Raw genomic sequence first — 14,536 nt, 5'->3', positions numbered from 1 at the left:
TCCCTCCTTCCTTGCCCAACGCGGGAGGGGGGGACCTTCAGAATACAATAAATAAAAGGATATATATAATGAAAAAGATAATCACAATGAGTCTTGCACTCGGGCTGTCGGCGATGGCCCAGGCGGCCACCATCTCGTGGCAATGGCAAGGCGGGTATACCGCCGTGGACGGCGCTCTGGCCACGAATGGATATATCGCCACCCACTGGGGCGGCACCAGTCCAGATAACCTGACCCTGCTGGGGTCCTCGGTGATGCTGGATGCCTACCCCGATCCGGAGATCGCAGCCCTCAAGGGCTGGTATGATTTTCAGGCTGAGGTGGAGTCAACGAAAGGAACCCAGTATTATGCTGCTACCCGCGTGTTCCAGTACTCTCCGGGAACCTTTATCGGGTCGGATGAAGAAGGCATGCGTACCGACTACGATGTCTTGTTTCGTGATATCAGCCTATCTGACTTGGGGAACTTCTGGACCCTGATTCAGGGAACAGATGTGATGCAGGGCGAGGTCGGCGCTTATTTCACGACATCGGCCGGGGGGTTTGCCTCCCCTGTGCAAGGTAATTTCGCCGAAACCCTGACGCTGAACGGCACCCCCGACTTCACCCTCGGCAACGTGCCGGAGCCTTCCACCTATGCGGCGCTCGCCGGGCTGGCGATGCTCGCCTACGCCTACGTGCGTCGCCGCCGGTGAATTAGTAACGGAGGGCGGGTTTTATTGCCAATCGCCAATCCCCGCCAGACGCGGCGCAAGCCGCGCCCATCCGAAAAAAACGGAAGGGCGGTGCTTCGCACCGTCGGCGGGTCAGGAGACCCGCCCTCCATAGAGAATTAACCACGGAGGCAACGGAGGGCCGGGCCGCATAGGAATGAATGCAAATCAAGGATGCCCTGCTCTCTGTGCCTCTCGTGGTTCCCCTTTATCCCAATCCAACAAACGAGGAGCGGCGGCATCCTGCCGCCGGTTCGAAGTGGCGCGGGCGTCCCGCCCGCATGCTGACGTAGCGCAGGCGTCCCGCCTGCCATCTTGTCTATAGCGCGAAGCGCGGTGACTTTTATGGAGTGCGGCGCTTCGCGCAGCAGGCTGGATGGCAGGCGGGACGCCTGCGCTACATCGGAATGCGGGCGTCACAAGCGACGCCCCTACTGCGGGCGGGACGCCCGCGCCACTGTTGCTTCTTCGGTTTGGATCTGGGCGCGAAGGGCGCGCCAGCGGGCGAGGCGGTCGGCGACTTTGGTTTCGAGGCCGATGGGTTTGGGCGTGTAGATCGTTTGCGGCGTGGCGAGGTAATCTTGGCCTGTGATGTTTTCGGGCCAGTCGTGCGCGTAACGGTAGTCTTTGCCGTGGCCCATGCGTTTGCTGGCCTGGCCGCCTTTGTCGCGGAGGTGGATGGGGACGGGTTGCACGGCGCCGGCTTTGAGCGCGGCGTGGGCGGCTCCGATGGCAAGGGTGATGGAGTTGCTTTTCGGGGCGCAGGCGATGTGCAGGGTGGCGTGGGCGAGGGCGTATTCGCATTCGGGCAGGCCAACGAAGTCGCAGGCGTGGTGCGCGGCGGTGGCAATGGGCAATGCGAGGGCGTCGGCGAGTCCCACATCTTCGCTGGCGAGGATGACGAGGCGGCGGGCAATGAAGCGCGGGTCTTCGCCGCCTTCGATCATCTTGGCGAGCCAGTACATGGCGGCGTCGGGGTCGCTGCCGCGGCAGCTTTTGATGAAGGCGGAGATGGTGTCGTAGTGTTCGTCTTCGTCGGCGTCGTAACGGATGCGGCGTTCGCGGGCGAAGACTTCGAGTTCGGCTTCGGTGATGGGCGCGGCTTCGGGCAAGGAGAGGGCGATGACTTCGAGGGCGTTGAGGGCGCGGCGGAGGTCGCCGTCGCAGAGGGTGGCGAGGTCGGCGAGGATTTTGGCGTCGGCGGTGTGGTGGCGGTTGCCGAGTCCGCGTTCGGTGTCGGCAAGGGCGCGGGTGAGGACGGTGGCAACGGCGTCGGCGCGCAGGGGTTCGAGGCGAAAGAGGTGGCTGCGCGAGAGGAGGGGCGGGTTGACGTAGAAGCCGGGGTTGTGCGTGGTGGCGCCGATGAGGCGCACGTAGCCTTCCTCGACGTCGGGGAGGAGGAGGTCTTGCTGGGATTTGTTGAAGCGGTGGAGTTCGTCGATGAAGAGGAGGGTCGGTGACTCAGGGGTGCGGCGGGCGAGGGCGAGGATTTCGCGGAGTTCGGCGACGTTGGACATGACGGCGTTGAGGCGCACGAAGCGGCTGCCGGTCTGGCGGGCGATGGCTTCGGCGAAGCTGGTTTTGCCGCAGCCGGGGGGGCCGTAAAAGAGGAGGCTGCCAAAGCGGTTGCTGGCGATGAGGCGGGCGAGGAGTCCGTTGGGTGCGGTGAGGTGTTCTTGTCCTACAATGTCCTCCAGTGAGCGGGGGCGCATGCGCGCGGCGAGCGGTTGCGCGGCGGAGGGGGCGGTGGCGGGGAGCGGGGCGCGGGGGGAATTGCCTCGGCGAGGGGAGGGGGGGGGGGATGGCGCGGGATCGGGAGCGCCAAAAAGGTCTGTCTGATCGGGTGGCACGAGATTGTCAGTGGGTCGAGGGTTCGGATGACGATGGTTGCGTGAAATTTAATGTAGGCAGAAGCAAACAAGCGTGGTTTTAACTGCCGTCCATGTCGAGCCGCAGCCTCAGTCATAGAGCGCCGTTGCTTTGGGTGCTTTTGCCTTGGATGGCGGGGCTCATTGCGGGGTATTGCTGGAGGGAGGCATTGCCAGTGGGCGGGTTGCTCGCCGGAGCAGTGGTGTCGGTGATGATGGCGGGAGCGGCGGTCGCCGCCGAATGTCGAACGTTCAATATCCAACATCGAACATCCAATGTGTTGACCTGTTGCAGTCTTCTCTTGCTGGCGGCGGGTGTGGCGCTGGCCGGGATGGCGCGTTACGAGATGGAACGGGGGCGACTGGCAGAGTGGGACGCGCTGGCGTTGCCCGCGCGTGAGGCACGGTTGGTGGTGGAGGTGTCGCGGGTGTTCGTGCCCAAGCCGGGACAGGATTGGGTGAGCGGCATGGGGCGCGTGGTGGGGACGGAGGCGCATTTGCGCGATGTGACGGGGCAGCGGGTTTATTTTTCGGTGGCTCGCGCGTGGCCGGGCGCGGAGGCGGAATGGGCTCCGACGCCGGGTGAGAGGTTGCGCGTGCTGGGCGTGCTGACTCCGCTGCCCAAGCATCCGGACACGATGGCGGAGGGTGCGTCTCCATTTGATGGATACCTGGCGGACAGCGGGGTGAATTTCCGGTTCACGCGCGGGCAGGTGGAGGCGCGGGTGACGGAGGCGGGCTGGTATCAGCGCTGGCTGGAGGGGATGCGCGGGCGTTTTTCGCGGACACTGGGCGCGGGGTTGGAGACGGAGCGGGGGCGGGCGCTGGCGGGTTTGTACCGGGCGATGGTGCTGGGGCAAAAGCATGAGCTGGAGGCGGCGGGCGGGGAGGGGCGCAAGGAGTTGTTTTTGCAGAGCGGCACCATGCATTTGTTTGCGATCAGCGGGTTACACGTGGGAGTGATCGCGCTGGCCATCGACTGTTTGCTGGGCGTGGCGCGCGTGCCGGGCGCGTGGCGTTTTCTGGCGGGGGCGGGGTTGTTGTGGCTTTACGTGGCGATCACGGGCGCGTCGCCGTCGGCGGTGCGGGCCTGGGTGATGGCGGTGTTTTTGATGGGGGCATGGCGGCTGCGGCTGCCGGGAGGTTCGCTGGCGGCGCTGACGGCATCGGCTGTCATGGTTTTGTTGATACGGCCGCTCGAGCTTTTCACGGCAAGTTTCCAACTTTCCTACGGGATCGTGGCGGCGCTGCTGTTGTTGAGCGTGCCGTTGCAGGAGGCGTTGTCGGCGCGCTGGCGGTTGTTCGCGTGGTTGCCGGCGGCGGCGCTGGCTTGGTGGCAGCGGGCGTTTTCGGGAATGTGGCGGTTTGTGCTCGGGCTGGGTTGCATGGGGCTGGCGGCAACGTTGGTGAGCATGGTGGCGGGGCCGATGTTTTTCGGGTTGTTCACGCCGCTGGCGTTTCTGGCAAATCTGGTGCTGGTGCCGCTGGCGGGGCTGGTGCTGACGGCGGGATTTATGTCGCTGAGTCTGGGGTTGCTGCCGGGTTTGGAGTGGGCGTCGGTGGTGTTCAACCGGGCGGCGGGGGTTGTGCTGTGGTTCATGGAGGCGGTGGCGCGCGGGGAGGCGGCGTTGCCGGGGGCGTTTTTCGCGGCGGAGTTTCGCCCGGCGTGGGCGGGACCGGCGTTGCTGGGCGGGTTGCTCGCCGTGCTGGCGCTGGGTTATGAGCGGAAGTGGCCGGCGGACTGGCGCGGCGTGGCGGCGCCGGTGGGTTTTGTGGTGCTCGTGCTTGTGTTGTGGATGCGGTTCACCACGCTGCCTGCCTCATGAAAAGCGCCTACGAACTCGCCATGGAACGACTCGCCAAAAGCGAGCCCGCGGAAAAACCCCTCAGCGCGGCCCAGAAGGGCCGGCTTGCCGAGATCGACGCGGTGTACAAGGGGAAAATCGCGGAGAGGGAGATTTTTCTGAAGGGGAAAATCGAGGGAGCTTTGGCTTCGGGCGATCCCGACGAAGCGGACAAGATTCGCGTGCAGCTCGCGGGCGAACGCACTCGATTGGAAGAGGAGCGCGACGAGGAGAAGGAACGCGTGCGGCGCGGGTGAATCCTTGATTACCGCAGGGAGTCGATGCGGCGCACAACCCAGTCGATGATGGCTTGGTCGCTGTCGCCGGCGCGCCAGACGACGGCAAGAAATTCGGCGGGGTGAATGTCGTTGTTCTTGAAGAAGCGTCTGTCTCCGCCGCAGCAATACATGAGCGTCGCGGGCAACTCGCCGCGGAGCTTGGCGCGGGCTTTGGGGATGATGCGGGGAAGCCACACGACGCCTTCGACGGCGGCGTCCTTGGGCGGGAGGGTGTCTTCGGCGAGTCGTTCGGGCGAGGGGCGGCCGCCCTGGACGTTGAGGTAATAGTCGCGGCGCACGAGTTCGATGCCGAGGGCGATGTCGTAGCCGGGTTCATCGCCGTTGTTTTGATCCTCGGCATAATCGTAGAGGTGTTGCGCCGTGAGTCCATTGGCGGCGAGCCAGGCGGACTGGGCGGTGTTGAAGTAGGTGGCGGCATCACGCTGTCCACTGGCGTAGAGTTGCACGGCGTGGTCGTAGAGGGCGTGAAATTCGCGGGCGAAAGTGTAGTGTGTCATGAGATGGCGGAAGATGGGCGAAAATGAGGGAATGGCAAATGCGACGGGCGTGCGGCGGGATGGGAAAAAGAGAGCCCGCCGGGTCAGGAACGGCGGGCTCGTGAGGTAAGAATCGGCCTTTGTTTTTGTCGATTGAGGCGCAACGCGGAGCGGTCAGCTAGACAGGTTCGGGAAGGGCGGCCTCGGCGAGTTGCAGGGCGCTGGTGCGGTGGCGCTGAACTTTAAAGAAGCGCGATCTGCGGCGGATCATGCGGTCGAGTTTTTCAACGAGGAGGTTGACTGCATTGTGGCATTCGCCGGATACGACGGAGGCATTGAAGGCGGGGCCGTTGATTTGCATGTGGCCTTTGGCGATGAATCGCTGGCTCGGGTCGCGGGTTTGCTGGTCGCATTCGAGTTCGATGCGGATGCGGAGTATGCGTTCCTCGTGGCGGAAGAGGCGGTCGGCCTTCTCCTGCACGAATGTCTTCAGCGACGGCGTCAACTCAAGGTGGATGCCGGATACGATCAGTTCGTGTGCTTCGTTTTGTCTGTTCATGACTGCATGTTTTTTGTTGGTTTTCCTGACCAAATTCATGCCCGCCTCCTCCTCGCCGATCGTTTCCACCGAGATACGCCATGCCATGGGTCGATATTCGACCGTGATCGTCACGGGGGGCTCGTCTGGGATCGGCAGAATGTTCATCGAGCGGTTGCTGACGGTGGCTCCGGATCTGGTGGTTTTCAACCTCTCTCGTCGCATTCCAAACATATTTCATGGGCAGCTTAACCTGCGCCACATCGAGTGTGATTTGTCCGATCCGGCGGTGCTCGGGGCGGCGGCGGAGCGGGTATTAAGCGAACTGAAACAGCGCGCGCCGACGGGCGGGATTTTGTTGATCAACAACAGCGGTTTCGGCGGCTACGGGCGGGTGTCGGAAGTGGGGCGTGAGCATCAGCTTGAAATGATCGACGTGAATGTGCGCGCGGTCGTGGACCTGACTACGCGCCTGCTGCCGGTGATCGAGGAGCGCGGGGGCACGGTGCTCAATGTGGCGAGCCTGGCCGGGTTTTTGCCGACGGCCTACACGGCGACCTATGGGGCGTCGAAGGCGTTTGTGCTGCACTGGACGCTGGCGCTCGACGCGGAGTTGCGCGGGCGGCGGGCGCAGCGGGGGGCGTGGGCGCTGGCGGTGTGCCCGGGGCCGGTGGCAACGGAGTTTTTCCGGCGGGCGGGATTGCGCGAGGGCGCGGCGGGGGATGCGCTGGCGTTCACGGTGGAGGGTGTAGTTGAACAGTCGCTACGGGCGTTGGCGCGCGGGCAGTCGGTGTGCCTGCCGGGGTGGCGTCCGCGATGGGTGGCGCGGGTGGTGTCGGTGTTGCCCAAGTCGTGGGTGGCGCGGATCGGGGCGCGGGTTCTGGAGCGCTACCGGATGAGCCGGGTGGCGGGCGGAGAGGGCAGGGGAGGGGAATCGTGAACGACGGCGGCGACAAACAGCAGTCGGCAACGGATACGGCAACGGACGCAGGCGCGGCGGCGGGCGCTCCGGTGTCGCCAAGTTTTGTTGAACACTATCGTGGTGGGCGCGCCTGTGCGTGGCCACCGCGTCCGCAGAGCACGGACCCGGCGCGGGTGCGGATGATAACGGCGGAGGAGATCGAGGCGTGGGTGGTGCATGAGGACGAGCGGTTGCTCGTCGTCAACAAGCCGGGCGACGTGGTGTGCCATCCATCGAAGGCGGGGCCGTGGTCGAGTCTGGCGGGCGCGGTGCGCGAGGCGAAGGGGTTGGAAAAGGCGCATTTGATTTTCCGGCTGGACCGGGAGACGAGCGGGGTGGTCGTGTTTGCAAAGGATGAGCGGATGGCGAGCCGTTTGCAGCGGGCGATGCAGGAGCGGCGGGTGCGCAAGGAGTATCTGGCGGTTCTGGAGGGCGAATTGCGCGAGGCGGTGACGGTGGACCAGCCGTTGGGTGACGATCTGGCGAGTCCGGTGTTTGTGAAGACGTGCGTGCGCGCGGACGGCAAGGCGGCGGTGTCGCATTTTTATCCGGTGGCGTGCGCGGGCGGTTTTTCGTTGGTGCGGGTGCGGTTGGAAACAGGGCGCAAACACCAGATTCGCGCGCACGCGAGTTGGTTGGGAACGCCGGTGGTGGGAGACAAAATCTACGGTCCTGATGCGCGGATTTACCTAGATTTTATCGACACGGGTTACACGCCGGAACTGGCGGCAAAGTTGCACTTGCCACGGCAGGCGTTGCACTGCGCGGAGATCGACTTGAATGAGGCGGGCGTGCCTCTGGTGTTACGCGCTCCGCTGGCGGGGGACTTGGCGGCGTTCGTGCGTGAGCGCATGGAAGGGGGGGGGGAGGGATAGAGTTGTATCCAAATGTCAGCTACTGATCGGCTGAAGGTGCTCTAGTGGCTGGCAGGCGCGACGATCCAGAGTGTGGTTTGCTTGATGATGTCGCCGGGGAAGCGGGCGGAGATCAACACGGAGTGGGTGCCGGGTTGGTTGGGGCGCGTCACGCTAAGCGTCCACTGGTCGGGATTGGCGGGATTGCGAGCGAGATAGGGGCGGAGGGCTTCGTTGGTGGCGGTGGCGGTGAGGTTTTGCAAGGGGACTTCGCCGGTGGCGGTCACGGTGACGTTGAGGCGGTCGTCGGGTTTGGCGTCGCGCGCAAATGCCAGCGTGCCGGGCTCCACGATGAACGCTTCCGGGATGTCCACTGCAACGGTCAGGGGGATGTCTTTCGCATCGCCGGTGGCGTCCGCGGCGTCGGTGCGCACGATGAGCACGCTGCTTTGCGCACCCATGCGGGCCCCGGTGGTGAAGATGACGCGCACGTGGCCGGTCTCGCCGGGGGCATAGGTTTTTTTTGCGGTGGTGCCGGTGGTGCAACCACAGCCGCTGTCGATGGCGGTGAGGGTGACGGGGGATTGACCGGTATTTTTAAAGGGGAACACGGCGACGGCCTCGGCATCGAGTGCGGCGATGGAGAGGTTTTGGGTGGTGCGGGGAAATTCGAGCGCGGCGCGGGCAGCGGGGGGGGGGGAGGCAGCGAGGAGGGCGAATAGCGAAATACCGGATAAAAGGGAGCTGGGCAGGTGATTCATGCCGGAGAGATGAAGTAAAAAGTAGCGAGTAGGCAAACCACCTGATCGTCCGCGTAACATCAGTTGCCCGCTACTTCTGCCAGCGCTACGCGTGTGCGGAGGGTGAGAGTGCGGGCGGGGGCGGCGGTGCGGAGGACGAGGGTGGAGTGGTAGGTCTTTTCTTGGCGGCGGAGGGTGTGATCGGGCATGGGTTGCACGAGCGCGGTGAGGGGAGCGGTGTCGGCGGGGGTTTCGTAGGTTACGATGATGCCGCCGACTTGGGCGCGACCGGGGGTGAGCGTTTGCAGCGCGTCGGCGGGTTCGCCGAGGTGCCAGCGGAAGAGAATGACGTCGGGTTCGCGCAGGGTGACTTCGTCGCGGATGTCAACGGTGGCGCGGTCCCAGGTAACGTGGCGGACCCAGCGTTCGACGGTGGCGTAGCAGGCGCTGCCGTCCATGGTGACTTCGCCGCCGTCGGCATCGAGGCGGTGAACGGTGATCGGGGCGGCGCGGTGGGCGGGATCGAGGATCTGGCCGGCGCGGGCGTTGAGGAGCGCAGGGGTGAGTTGCCGGGGGTCGGCGTTGCCGACTTGCAGGACGTTGTGGCCGGCCACGCTTTTGAAGTGCGTGGGGTGTTCGGGGATGCCGTAGGAATAGAGACCGGCTTCGATCAACAGGGGGCGTTTGCCGATGATGAAGTTGACGTGGCCGCGGTCCTGATGGTCGTGGGCGTCGGTGGCGTGTCCGCCGCGCATCCAGAATCCGGTGGCTGTAGTGTCGTTCCAACTACTGCGCCAGTTGACGCGCGCGGCAACGGGGTAATGGGCGTGGAGGGGGGGGGGAGTGGGGAAGGCGGCGGCGCGTTGCGCCGAATGTCCAACATCCAACGTCGAACGTCCAACATCCAATGCTGAGGGTTGAGCGCTGAACGCTGAGGGTTGACTGTCGATGGCGCGAGAGACGGCGCGGGCGAAGAGGGCGGGGAGGGTGTCGCTAAATTTGATGCCGCGGCTGTCATAGTCGTTGTCGTTGGCGTCGTCGCAATTGTCCGTGTGTTCATGGAGGGCCCAGTGGGCGGTGGTGTCGCGGGTGTCGGATACGAATTGGGCGAGTAGTTTCCAGTCGAGCGTGGTGGTTCTGGTGTCAAAGGCGTTGATGACTTGTCCGCCGGGTTGGAGGTGTTGGACATACCAGATGGGGAATTTTTTCAGGTAGGGGTGCGAGAGGATGCGGGTGTCGCCGGTGGCCGCGGTGTCGCGGGCGGCGGAAAGAACGGCGGTGAGAGTGATGGCGGCGTATTGGAGGCCTTCAAGAAATTCGCCTTGCGCGCCTTGCGCGTCGAGGGAACGGAGGAGGTTTTTTACGCCAAATTCGTAGTCGTCGCGGTGTCGGTCGAGGCCGGTGTGGAGGCTGGCAAGGATGAGGGCTTCGGTGGGGAGCACCCATTGGTTGCTGTAGGCGCAGTCGCGTTGGGTGAACCAGTTGCGGCGTGCGCGCCAGTCGTCGCGGATGCCGGCGATTTCGGCTTCGAGGCGGTCAGCGAGCGCCTGCCGGAGTTCGGGGGTGAGGTGGCGGGGGGGGAGGAGTTCGAGGGTTTGGACGATGGCGCGGACGGCCCAGCCGGTGCCGAGCCAGGCACCGTCGTTGGCGGGGATGCGGGCGCCGGACCAGCCGGGGCGTTGCAGGGGGGACCAGGTGGCGAGTTCGGCGAGTTGGGCGTTGATGTGCGCGGCGAGCGCGGGGTCGTCGGTGATGGCAACGGCGGCGGCGAGCCGGGGGAGGGTGGCGGTAAAGGTGAAGGCGGCGTGGGAGTCGCCAAGCGAGAGGGCGAAGCGTTCCCAGGAGGCGTCGTCGAGGCGGGCGTGGTGGGCGGGTTTTTCCGCGTATTTCATGACAATGCGTGGCGTGGCACGGAGTTCGGCGAGGGTGCGGGGACGGCGAATGATGGGTTGTTCGGCGTCCTTGCGGGCGGCGACGACGAGTTGTTCGCGGGCGGCGGCAAGCGCGGGGTCGAGACTGGCAATGATGTCCGCCAGCGCGGCGCGTCGGGTGGGCGGGGGGGGAGTTGCCTGATTGGTGTTCGAAGGCGGGAGTTGGGCGGGCAGTGGCGTGAGGGCGGACATGATGAATGCGAGATACGAGAGGATGGCCAAATAGGATCGGTGCGCGAAGGGCTTCATGAGAAGGAAAGACGGGAAGATGGGAGAATCAAGGGAGGGAGGGGAGGAGCGGAAAGGTCGAAGGGAAGTGCATGGCGCGACAGGCTGGCGGCTGGGACGCGGGCAGGCAATCGGAGCGATATTGTACCCGTTGAGTAATAGCGTTGCCAAACGGGTGGGCGCGGGACTGTTTTTGGGCTTTTGTTGATGTTGATGAAGACGAAGCCCAGCGCAGTCACTTTGCAGGCGATCGCCGATCGCACCGGATTCAGCCGCTCCTCGGTGTCGCTGGCATTGCGCGGTCATCCGAGCCTGCCCGCGGCCACGCGCGATGCGATCCGGCTGGCGGCGGATGAACTGGGCTACCGCCCGAATCCGCTGATCGGCGCGTTGATGTCGCAACTGCGCGACCAGCGCCGGGAACGTCGGGAAAAGCGGGAGGGACGGGCCCGCCGGGAAACGATTGCGGTAATCAGCCGGCTTGCGAGCGCACTGGAGCTAAACGAGAAGCTGCCGCCGGGCGGATTTTATCATGTGCTCAACCGGGCGCTCATGCGCGAGGCGGAGGCGCGCGGGCTGGCGGTGGACCGTTTTCACCACGACCCGGCGCGGATGTCGGACGAGCGGCTGGGCGAGGTGTTGAAGGCGCGCGACATCCACGGGGTGATTTTTTTTCCAGGACGCGACGATGCGTATCCGAATCTTGAATATCCGGAGCTGGACTGGTGGCGTTTCACAACGGTGCTCATCGGGTTCAATACGCGGCGCGAGGGGCTGCACCGGGTGGTGACGGACTATACGCACGACATCGACACTGCGCTGGAACGTATCCGAGCATCGGGGGCGCAGCGGGTTGGGTTCGCCGTGGCGGCGGCGCAAGACCGGGCGACAAACCACGCGTGGTCGTCGCGGTATTTGTTTTACCAACACACGTTGCCAGCTCGACGCCGGGTGCCTCTGTTTTCGCCGGACGACCACGAGATGCCGGGCTCGGAGTTGCTCGCGTGGTATCGTCGGCACCGGCCGGATGTGATTCTGACGGCGGGCGCGCATGTCGCCGGGCGGTTGGCGGAGGCGGGGGTCAACGTGCCGCGTGACGTGCGACTTGTGAACTTGGTACAGCGCGGGGAGCGAGGTCTGGCGGGTATTGATCCGCACACGGAGGAGGTGGGACGGGCGGCGGTGGAGTTGCTGGTGTCGATGTTGCAGAGCAACCAGCGAGGTCTGGCGGAGTTCCCACGCATGATAGCAATCAAGGGCAAGTGGACCACGGGGGAGTCGTTCCCGGAGGGATGAGGGAGGACTAAGAGAGAGTGTGGGGGGGGGGAGGGGAGGGAGGTTGATGTGTTTTACATTCCGGCGTTATTTCGGGCGGCGTAGTGTTTTTCCATGACGCCATTCGCCGGGGAGCAGAGTTTCGTAGGCGATGTCGGGCAGGCCCATGCGATTGTTGTGAATCATCGACACCAACGACTCCACCACCTGCGCGCCGATGCGACGCTTGTGCTGCCAGATGCCCGCCCAGTCTTCGCAGTCTCCGTCGATGGACAGGTGCGCCACGCCTACATCTTCCGGCACGCGCAACCCGGCCTCCGACAGCCACTCCACCATGCGAGAGTGATGCCCGATGATCACGTCGGGCCGCTGCGCCTTCAGCCAGCGTTTGAACTCACGCATTTCGAATGGACGGAAAATCAGCGGCGCTGTTTGTTCAGCGCGCGGGATGCCCGCGTGAAAAACCCGCAACGCCCCCTGGTAACTGTGATGCGAACGTCGCGCCTCCAGTTGCTGCACGCACAGGCCGATGCGCCGGTAACCGAGCCTCCGCAGCATTTTGAGCGTGAGCATGATGTTGTAATAATAGTCCGGCGCCACGCGGTGCAGGCGTGGCAGGAGGATCGCGTTCTCGAACGACACGCTGGAAAACTGCCGCCAGTCGAGCCGCAGGTGCGTGATGCTCGGCAGAGTCGGTGTTACGATCACGCCCCGGATGCCGCGGTTGGAAATGATCGACGACAATCGCTGTTCCGTCATGCCCGGCTCGCGCAACCAGAATTCATCCAGCCTGTATCCAAGTTCCGAGCACATATTGCGCGCACCCTCCAGGTAGGGCGACAGCCATTTGTAGTCGGAGAACGCATCACGGTTCGAGTTTGCGTTGATCCATGCCAGCGGCAGCAATTCCTTCTTTTTGGTATCGCGGACTCGCGCCATTGCCGCCGCCATGCGCGGATCGGGCGCATAGCCCATCTCCCGCGCCAGCCGACGAATGCGTTCCGTAGTTTCAGGAAGGATACGCGGTGAATTGCGCAGGGCGAGCGACACCGTCATGCGCGACACGCCCGCCTGCGCGGCGATCTCGGAAAGTCCGGGGCTATTTTTCTTCATGGGCATGAGTTCCGCGTGCTGGGTGTTTGTGTGTATTTTATGTAAAACGGCATGCCGCTTCCGCGCAAGCCCGCATCATGGCATTCAGACACGCACAACTCCCAACGCACCATGAAAACCTCATTCCGAACACTTGCCGCACTCCTCTCCTCTGCCATCGGCATGTCAATCCTCGTCCATGCGCAAACCGCCAGCGCCAACTCCACCACTTGGACGTATTCATTTTCCGGAGCCGCCGCCGACGGGCTCAACGGCCTGAGCACCGGTCTGGCGGATGATGGCCGCGCCGCGCTCACCTGGACCGCCAGCACCAATTTCAAGGCCGACGGCCATACCACGGGAGCCGGTTCCGCCTGGCTCGGCTACGATTTTCAGGACGGGTTTGTTTACACGCTCAAAGTTGACGTCGATTCCACCGGGCTGACGCAAGCGGCCACATCGGGTAACTTCGGCGCCATCGGTTTCACGACCGACAAAACCTCCGTCACGGGCTTTGGCTCCTCATCTCCTCATCACGGACTGCTTGTTCTGCGCACCAAGAGATCGGACAACAACACGCTCCCCCAGCACACCTTTTATTCCACACCGTCCACCGGCAACTACGACAAAACCCGGAGCCTCACCGTGTCCACCTCGACTGCCACGCTCACCTTCGTCCTCGACACCACCGGCCCGGCGTGGGGTTACACTGTTTCGATTGGCAGCACCTCGATTAGTTCTTCGGAAATCTACACATTCGAAAAGGCCACTCTCAACGGCTTTGGCCTCGTCGCCAACGCGTCCGGTGCGAAGTTCAGCAACCTAAGATTTACCGCCACGCAAGTCATCCCTGAACCCGCCGCCGCCACGCTTCTCATTGCTATCGTCTCGCTACTTCCACTTGCCCTCTGGCGCGTCCGTGTTACTCGTGGCTGAATTCTGCCCGAACGCCCCTCCCTCCCCGATGAGAACGTATTCAAAAGACACTGACGCCGCCTTCACGCTTATCGAGCTTCTCACGGTCATTGCGATCATCGGCATCTTGGCCGCCATAATCATCCCGACCGTTGGCCGCGTGCGTGAATCTGCGCGCAACGCCCAGTGTCTTTCCAACCTCCGGCAAAACCACATGGCCTACATGCAGCAAACCATGGAGAACAAGGACCGCATCCCGTGGTCGTGGGACGAATCGAGAAGCAAAGGTTACTTCAGCCTCCTCTCCGAAAACATCGGCGTAAGCGACATCCGCAACCTGCGCGGCGTCATGGGCTGCCCCGAGCAACGCACCAAACGAAACCTCGACAACACGAAGCGCACCTACGGTGCGAACCTCGCCCTCACGCGCAGTGCCACCAATCCCGCCCGTCCCAACACACCCAGCTTGCATGATTTTTCCGCGCCATCCCGCGTGGTGATTATTGCCGACGGCTATTGGGAAGCCGTCCACTCGCTTTACGGCGATGGCATGGCACACGACAAACCGCCCGAACTCGCCCACCGCGAACGTGCCAATTTCCTCTTTCTCGACGGACACGTACGCTCGTTCTCCAAAGACAATATCCCTGGTTACGGCCAGTCTGCCGCGGCCCTTGATGCAGACGGCAAGATGTTTTGGCTTGGCCGTTGATATGTCTGGCCTCCGCGCCGTCGTCCTCCCCCCCCCCCCCCATCCACGGCCCTAAACGCCGCCATCTGTATCCGATTTTCAACTATGCGA

Annotated in this window: 15 protein-coding genes; 8 read left to right on the top strand and 7 right to left on the bottom strand. The window is 63.9% G+C overall.

From position 1 onward, the window contains the following. Positions 1-68: 68 nt before the first annotated feature. A complete protein-coding gene (locus OBACDRAFT_RS30300; protein WP_043589196.1) occupies positions 69-695 on the top strand; it encodes a putative globular PEP-CTERM protein in 627 nt (208 codons plus the stop codon). Positions 696-1,144: 449 nt separating this feature from the next. Here OBACDRAFT_RS30300 and OBACDRAFT_RS22585 read toward each other — a convergent pair whose 3' ends face one another. After that, positions 1,145-2,563 carry a replication-associated recombination protein A gene (locus tag OBACDRAFT_RS22585; protein WP_043589195.1) on the bottom strand — a complete coding sequence of 473 codons (1,419 nt, stop codon included), beginning with the start codon at positions 2,561-2,563 and terminating at the stop codon, positions 1,145-1,147. A 112-nt stretch (positions 2,564-2,675) separates the two neighbouring features. Next, the gene (locus OBACDRAFT_RS30295) at positions 2,676-2,837 is read right to left on the bottom strand and encodes a hypothetical protein (protein ID WP_232767596.1); all 162 of its coding nucleotides are present in this window, start codon (positions 2,835-2,837) and stop codon (positions 2,676-2,678) included. Between the two features lie 22 nt (positions 2,838-2,859). On the opposite strand from OBACDRAFT_RS30295, the gene OBACDRAFT_RS30965 reads away from it, so the two are divergent. Together OBACDRAFT_RS30965 and OBACDRAFT_RS22565 are read left to right on the top strand one after the other, a co-directional pair. Continuing rightward, on the top strand, positions 2,860-4,407 hold the full coding sequence (locus tag OBACDRAFT_RS30965; protein ID WP_269799094.1) for a ComEC/Rec2 family competence protein: 1,548 nt from the start codon (positions 2,860-2,862) through the stop codon (positions 4,405-4,407). Positions 4,408-4,427: 20 nt separating this feature from the next. After that, positions 4,428-4,682, top strand: a complete 255-nt coding sequence (locus OBACDRAFT_RS22565; RefSeq protein ID WP_232767593.1) for a hypothetical protein — start codon at positions 4,428-4,430, stop codon at positions 4,680-4,682. Between the two features lie 8 nt (positions 4,683-4,690). On the opposite strand, the gene OBACDRAFT_RS22560 is transcribed toward OBACDRAFT_RS22565, so the two are convergent. Both OBACDRAFT_RS22560 and hpf read right to left on the bottom strand, forming a co-directional pair. After that, complete coding sequence (locus OBACDRAFT_RS22560; protein ID WP_043589189.1) at positions 4,691-5,221, bottom strand: DUF5069 domain-containing protein; 531 nt, start codon at positions 5,219-5,221, stop codon at positions 4,691-4,693. 157 nt (positions 5,222-5,378) lie between these two features. Next, a complete protein-coding gene (gene hpf / locus OBACDRAFT_RS22555; protein ID WP_043589270.1) occupies positions 5,379-5,759 on the bottom strand; it encodes a ribosome hibernation-promoting factor, HPF/YfiA family in 381 nt (126 codons plus the stop codon). Between hpf and OBACDRAFT_RS22550 the strand changes: the two genes are divergently transcribed. Both OBACDRAFT_RS22550 and OBACDRAFT_RS22545 read left to right on the top strand, forming a co-directional pair. Then, complete coding sequence (locus tag OBACDRAFT_RS22550; protein WP_232767590.1) at positions 5,758-6,678, top strand: SDR family NAD(P)-dependent oxidoreductase; 921 nt, start codon at positions 5,758-5,760, stop codon at positions 6,676-6,678. The two genes, hpf and OBACDRAFT_RS22550, sit on opposite strands and share 2 nt — an antisense overlap. Then, positions 6,675-7,574 carry an RluA family pseudouridine synthase gene (locus OBACDRAFT_RS22545; protein ID WP_052362393.1) on the top strand — a complete coding sequence of 300 codons (900 nt, stop codon included), beginning with the start codon at positions 6,675-6,677 and terminating at the stop codon, positions 7,572-7,574. Before OBACDRAFT_RS22550 ends, OBACDRAFT_RS22545 begins: the two co-directional genes overlap by 4 nt. 41 nt (positions 7,575-7,615) lie before the next feature. Here the strand turns inward: OBACDRAFT_RS22545 and OBACDRAFT_RS22540 are convergent, their stop codons facing one another. Then, on the bottom strand, positions 7,616-8,314 hold the full coding sequence (locus OBACDRAFT_RS22540; RefSeq protein ID WP_043589186.1) for a DUF1573 domain-containing protein: 699 nt from the start codon (positions 8,312-8,314) through the stop codon (positions 7,616-7,618). A gap of 59 nt (positions 8,315-8,373) precedes the next feature. Next, positions 8,374-10,473 carry a heparinase II/III domain-containing protein gene (locus OBACDRAFT_RS22535; protein ID WP_052362392.1) on the bottom strand — a complete coding sequence of 700 codons (2,100 nt, stop codon included), beginning with the start codon at positions 10,471-10,473 and terminating at the stop codon, positions 8,374-8,376. 192 nt (positions 10,474-10,665) lie between these two features. Here OBACDRAFT_RS22535 and OBACDRAFT_RS22530 point away from each other — a divergent pair, with 192 nt between their 5' ends. Further along, on the top strand, positions 10,666-11,748 hold the full coding sequence (locus tag OBACDRAFT_RS22530; RefSeq protein ID WP_043589267.1) for a substrate-binding domain-containing protein: 1,083 nt from the start codon (positions 10,666-10,668) through the stop codon (positions 11,746-11,748). Between the two features lie 66 nt (positions 11,749-11,814). On the opposite strand, the gene OBACDRAFT_RS22525 is transcribed toward OBACDRAFT_RS22530, so the two are convergent. Continuing rightward, entirely contained in the window at positions 11,815-12,840 is a 1,026-nt protein-coding gene (locus OBACDRAFT_RS22525; RefSeq protein ID WP_043589266.1) for a LacI family DNA-binding transcriptional regulator, read from the bottom strand. A gap of 111 nt (positions 12,841-12,951) precedes the next feature. Between OBACDRAFT_RS22525 and OBACDRAFT_RS22520 the strand changes: the two genes are divergently transcribed. Together OBACDRAFT_RS22520 and OBACDRAFT_RS25960 are read left to right on the top strand one after the other, a co-directional pair. Continuing rightward, the gene (locus tag OBACDRAFT_RS22520; protein ID WP_043589265.1) at positions 12,952-13,755 is read left to right on the top strand and encodes a hypothetical protein; all 804 of its coding nucleotides are present in this window, start codon (positions 12,952-12,954) and stop codon (positions 13,753-13,755) included. Positions 13,756-13,783: 28 nt separating this feature from the next. Next, complete coding sequence (locus OBACDRAFT_RS25960) at positions 13,784-14,446, top strand: prepilin-type N-terminal cleavage/methylation domain-containing protein (RefSeq protein WP_052362391.1); 663 nt, start codon at positions 13,784-13,786, stop codon at positions 14,444-14,446. The last annotated feature ends 90 nt before the right edge of the window (positions 14,447-14,536 follow it).

Source organism: Geminisphaera colitermitum TAV2 (assembly GCF_000171235.2).
In the GTDB taxonomy this organism is placed as follows: domain Bacteria; phylum Verrucomicrobiota; class Verrucomicrobiia; order Opitutales; family Opitutaceae; genus Geminisphaera; species Geminisphaera colitermitum.
Note: the sequence above shows the minus strand (reverse complement) of the source record. Positions and strands in the feature narration are given on the sequence as shown.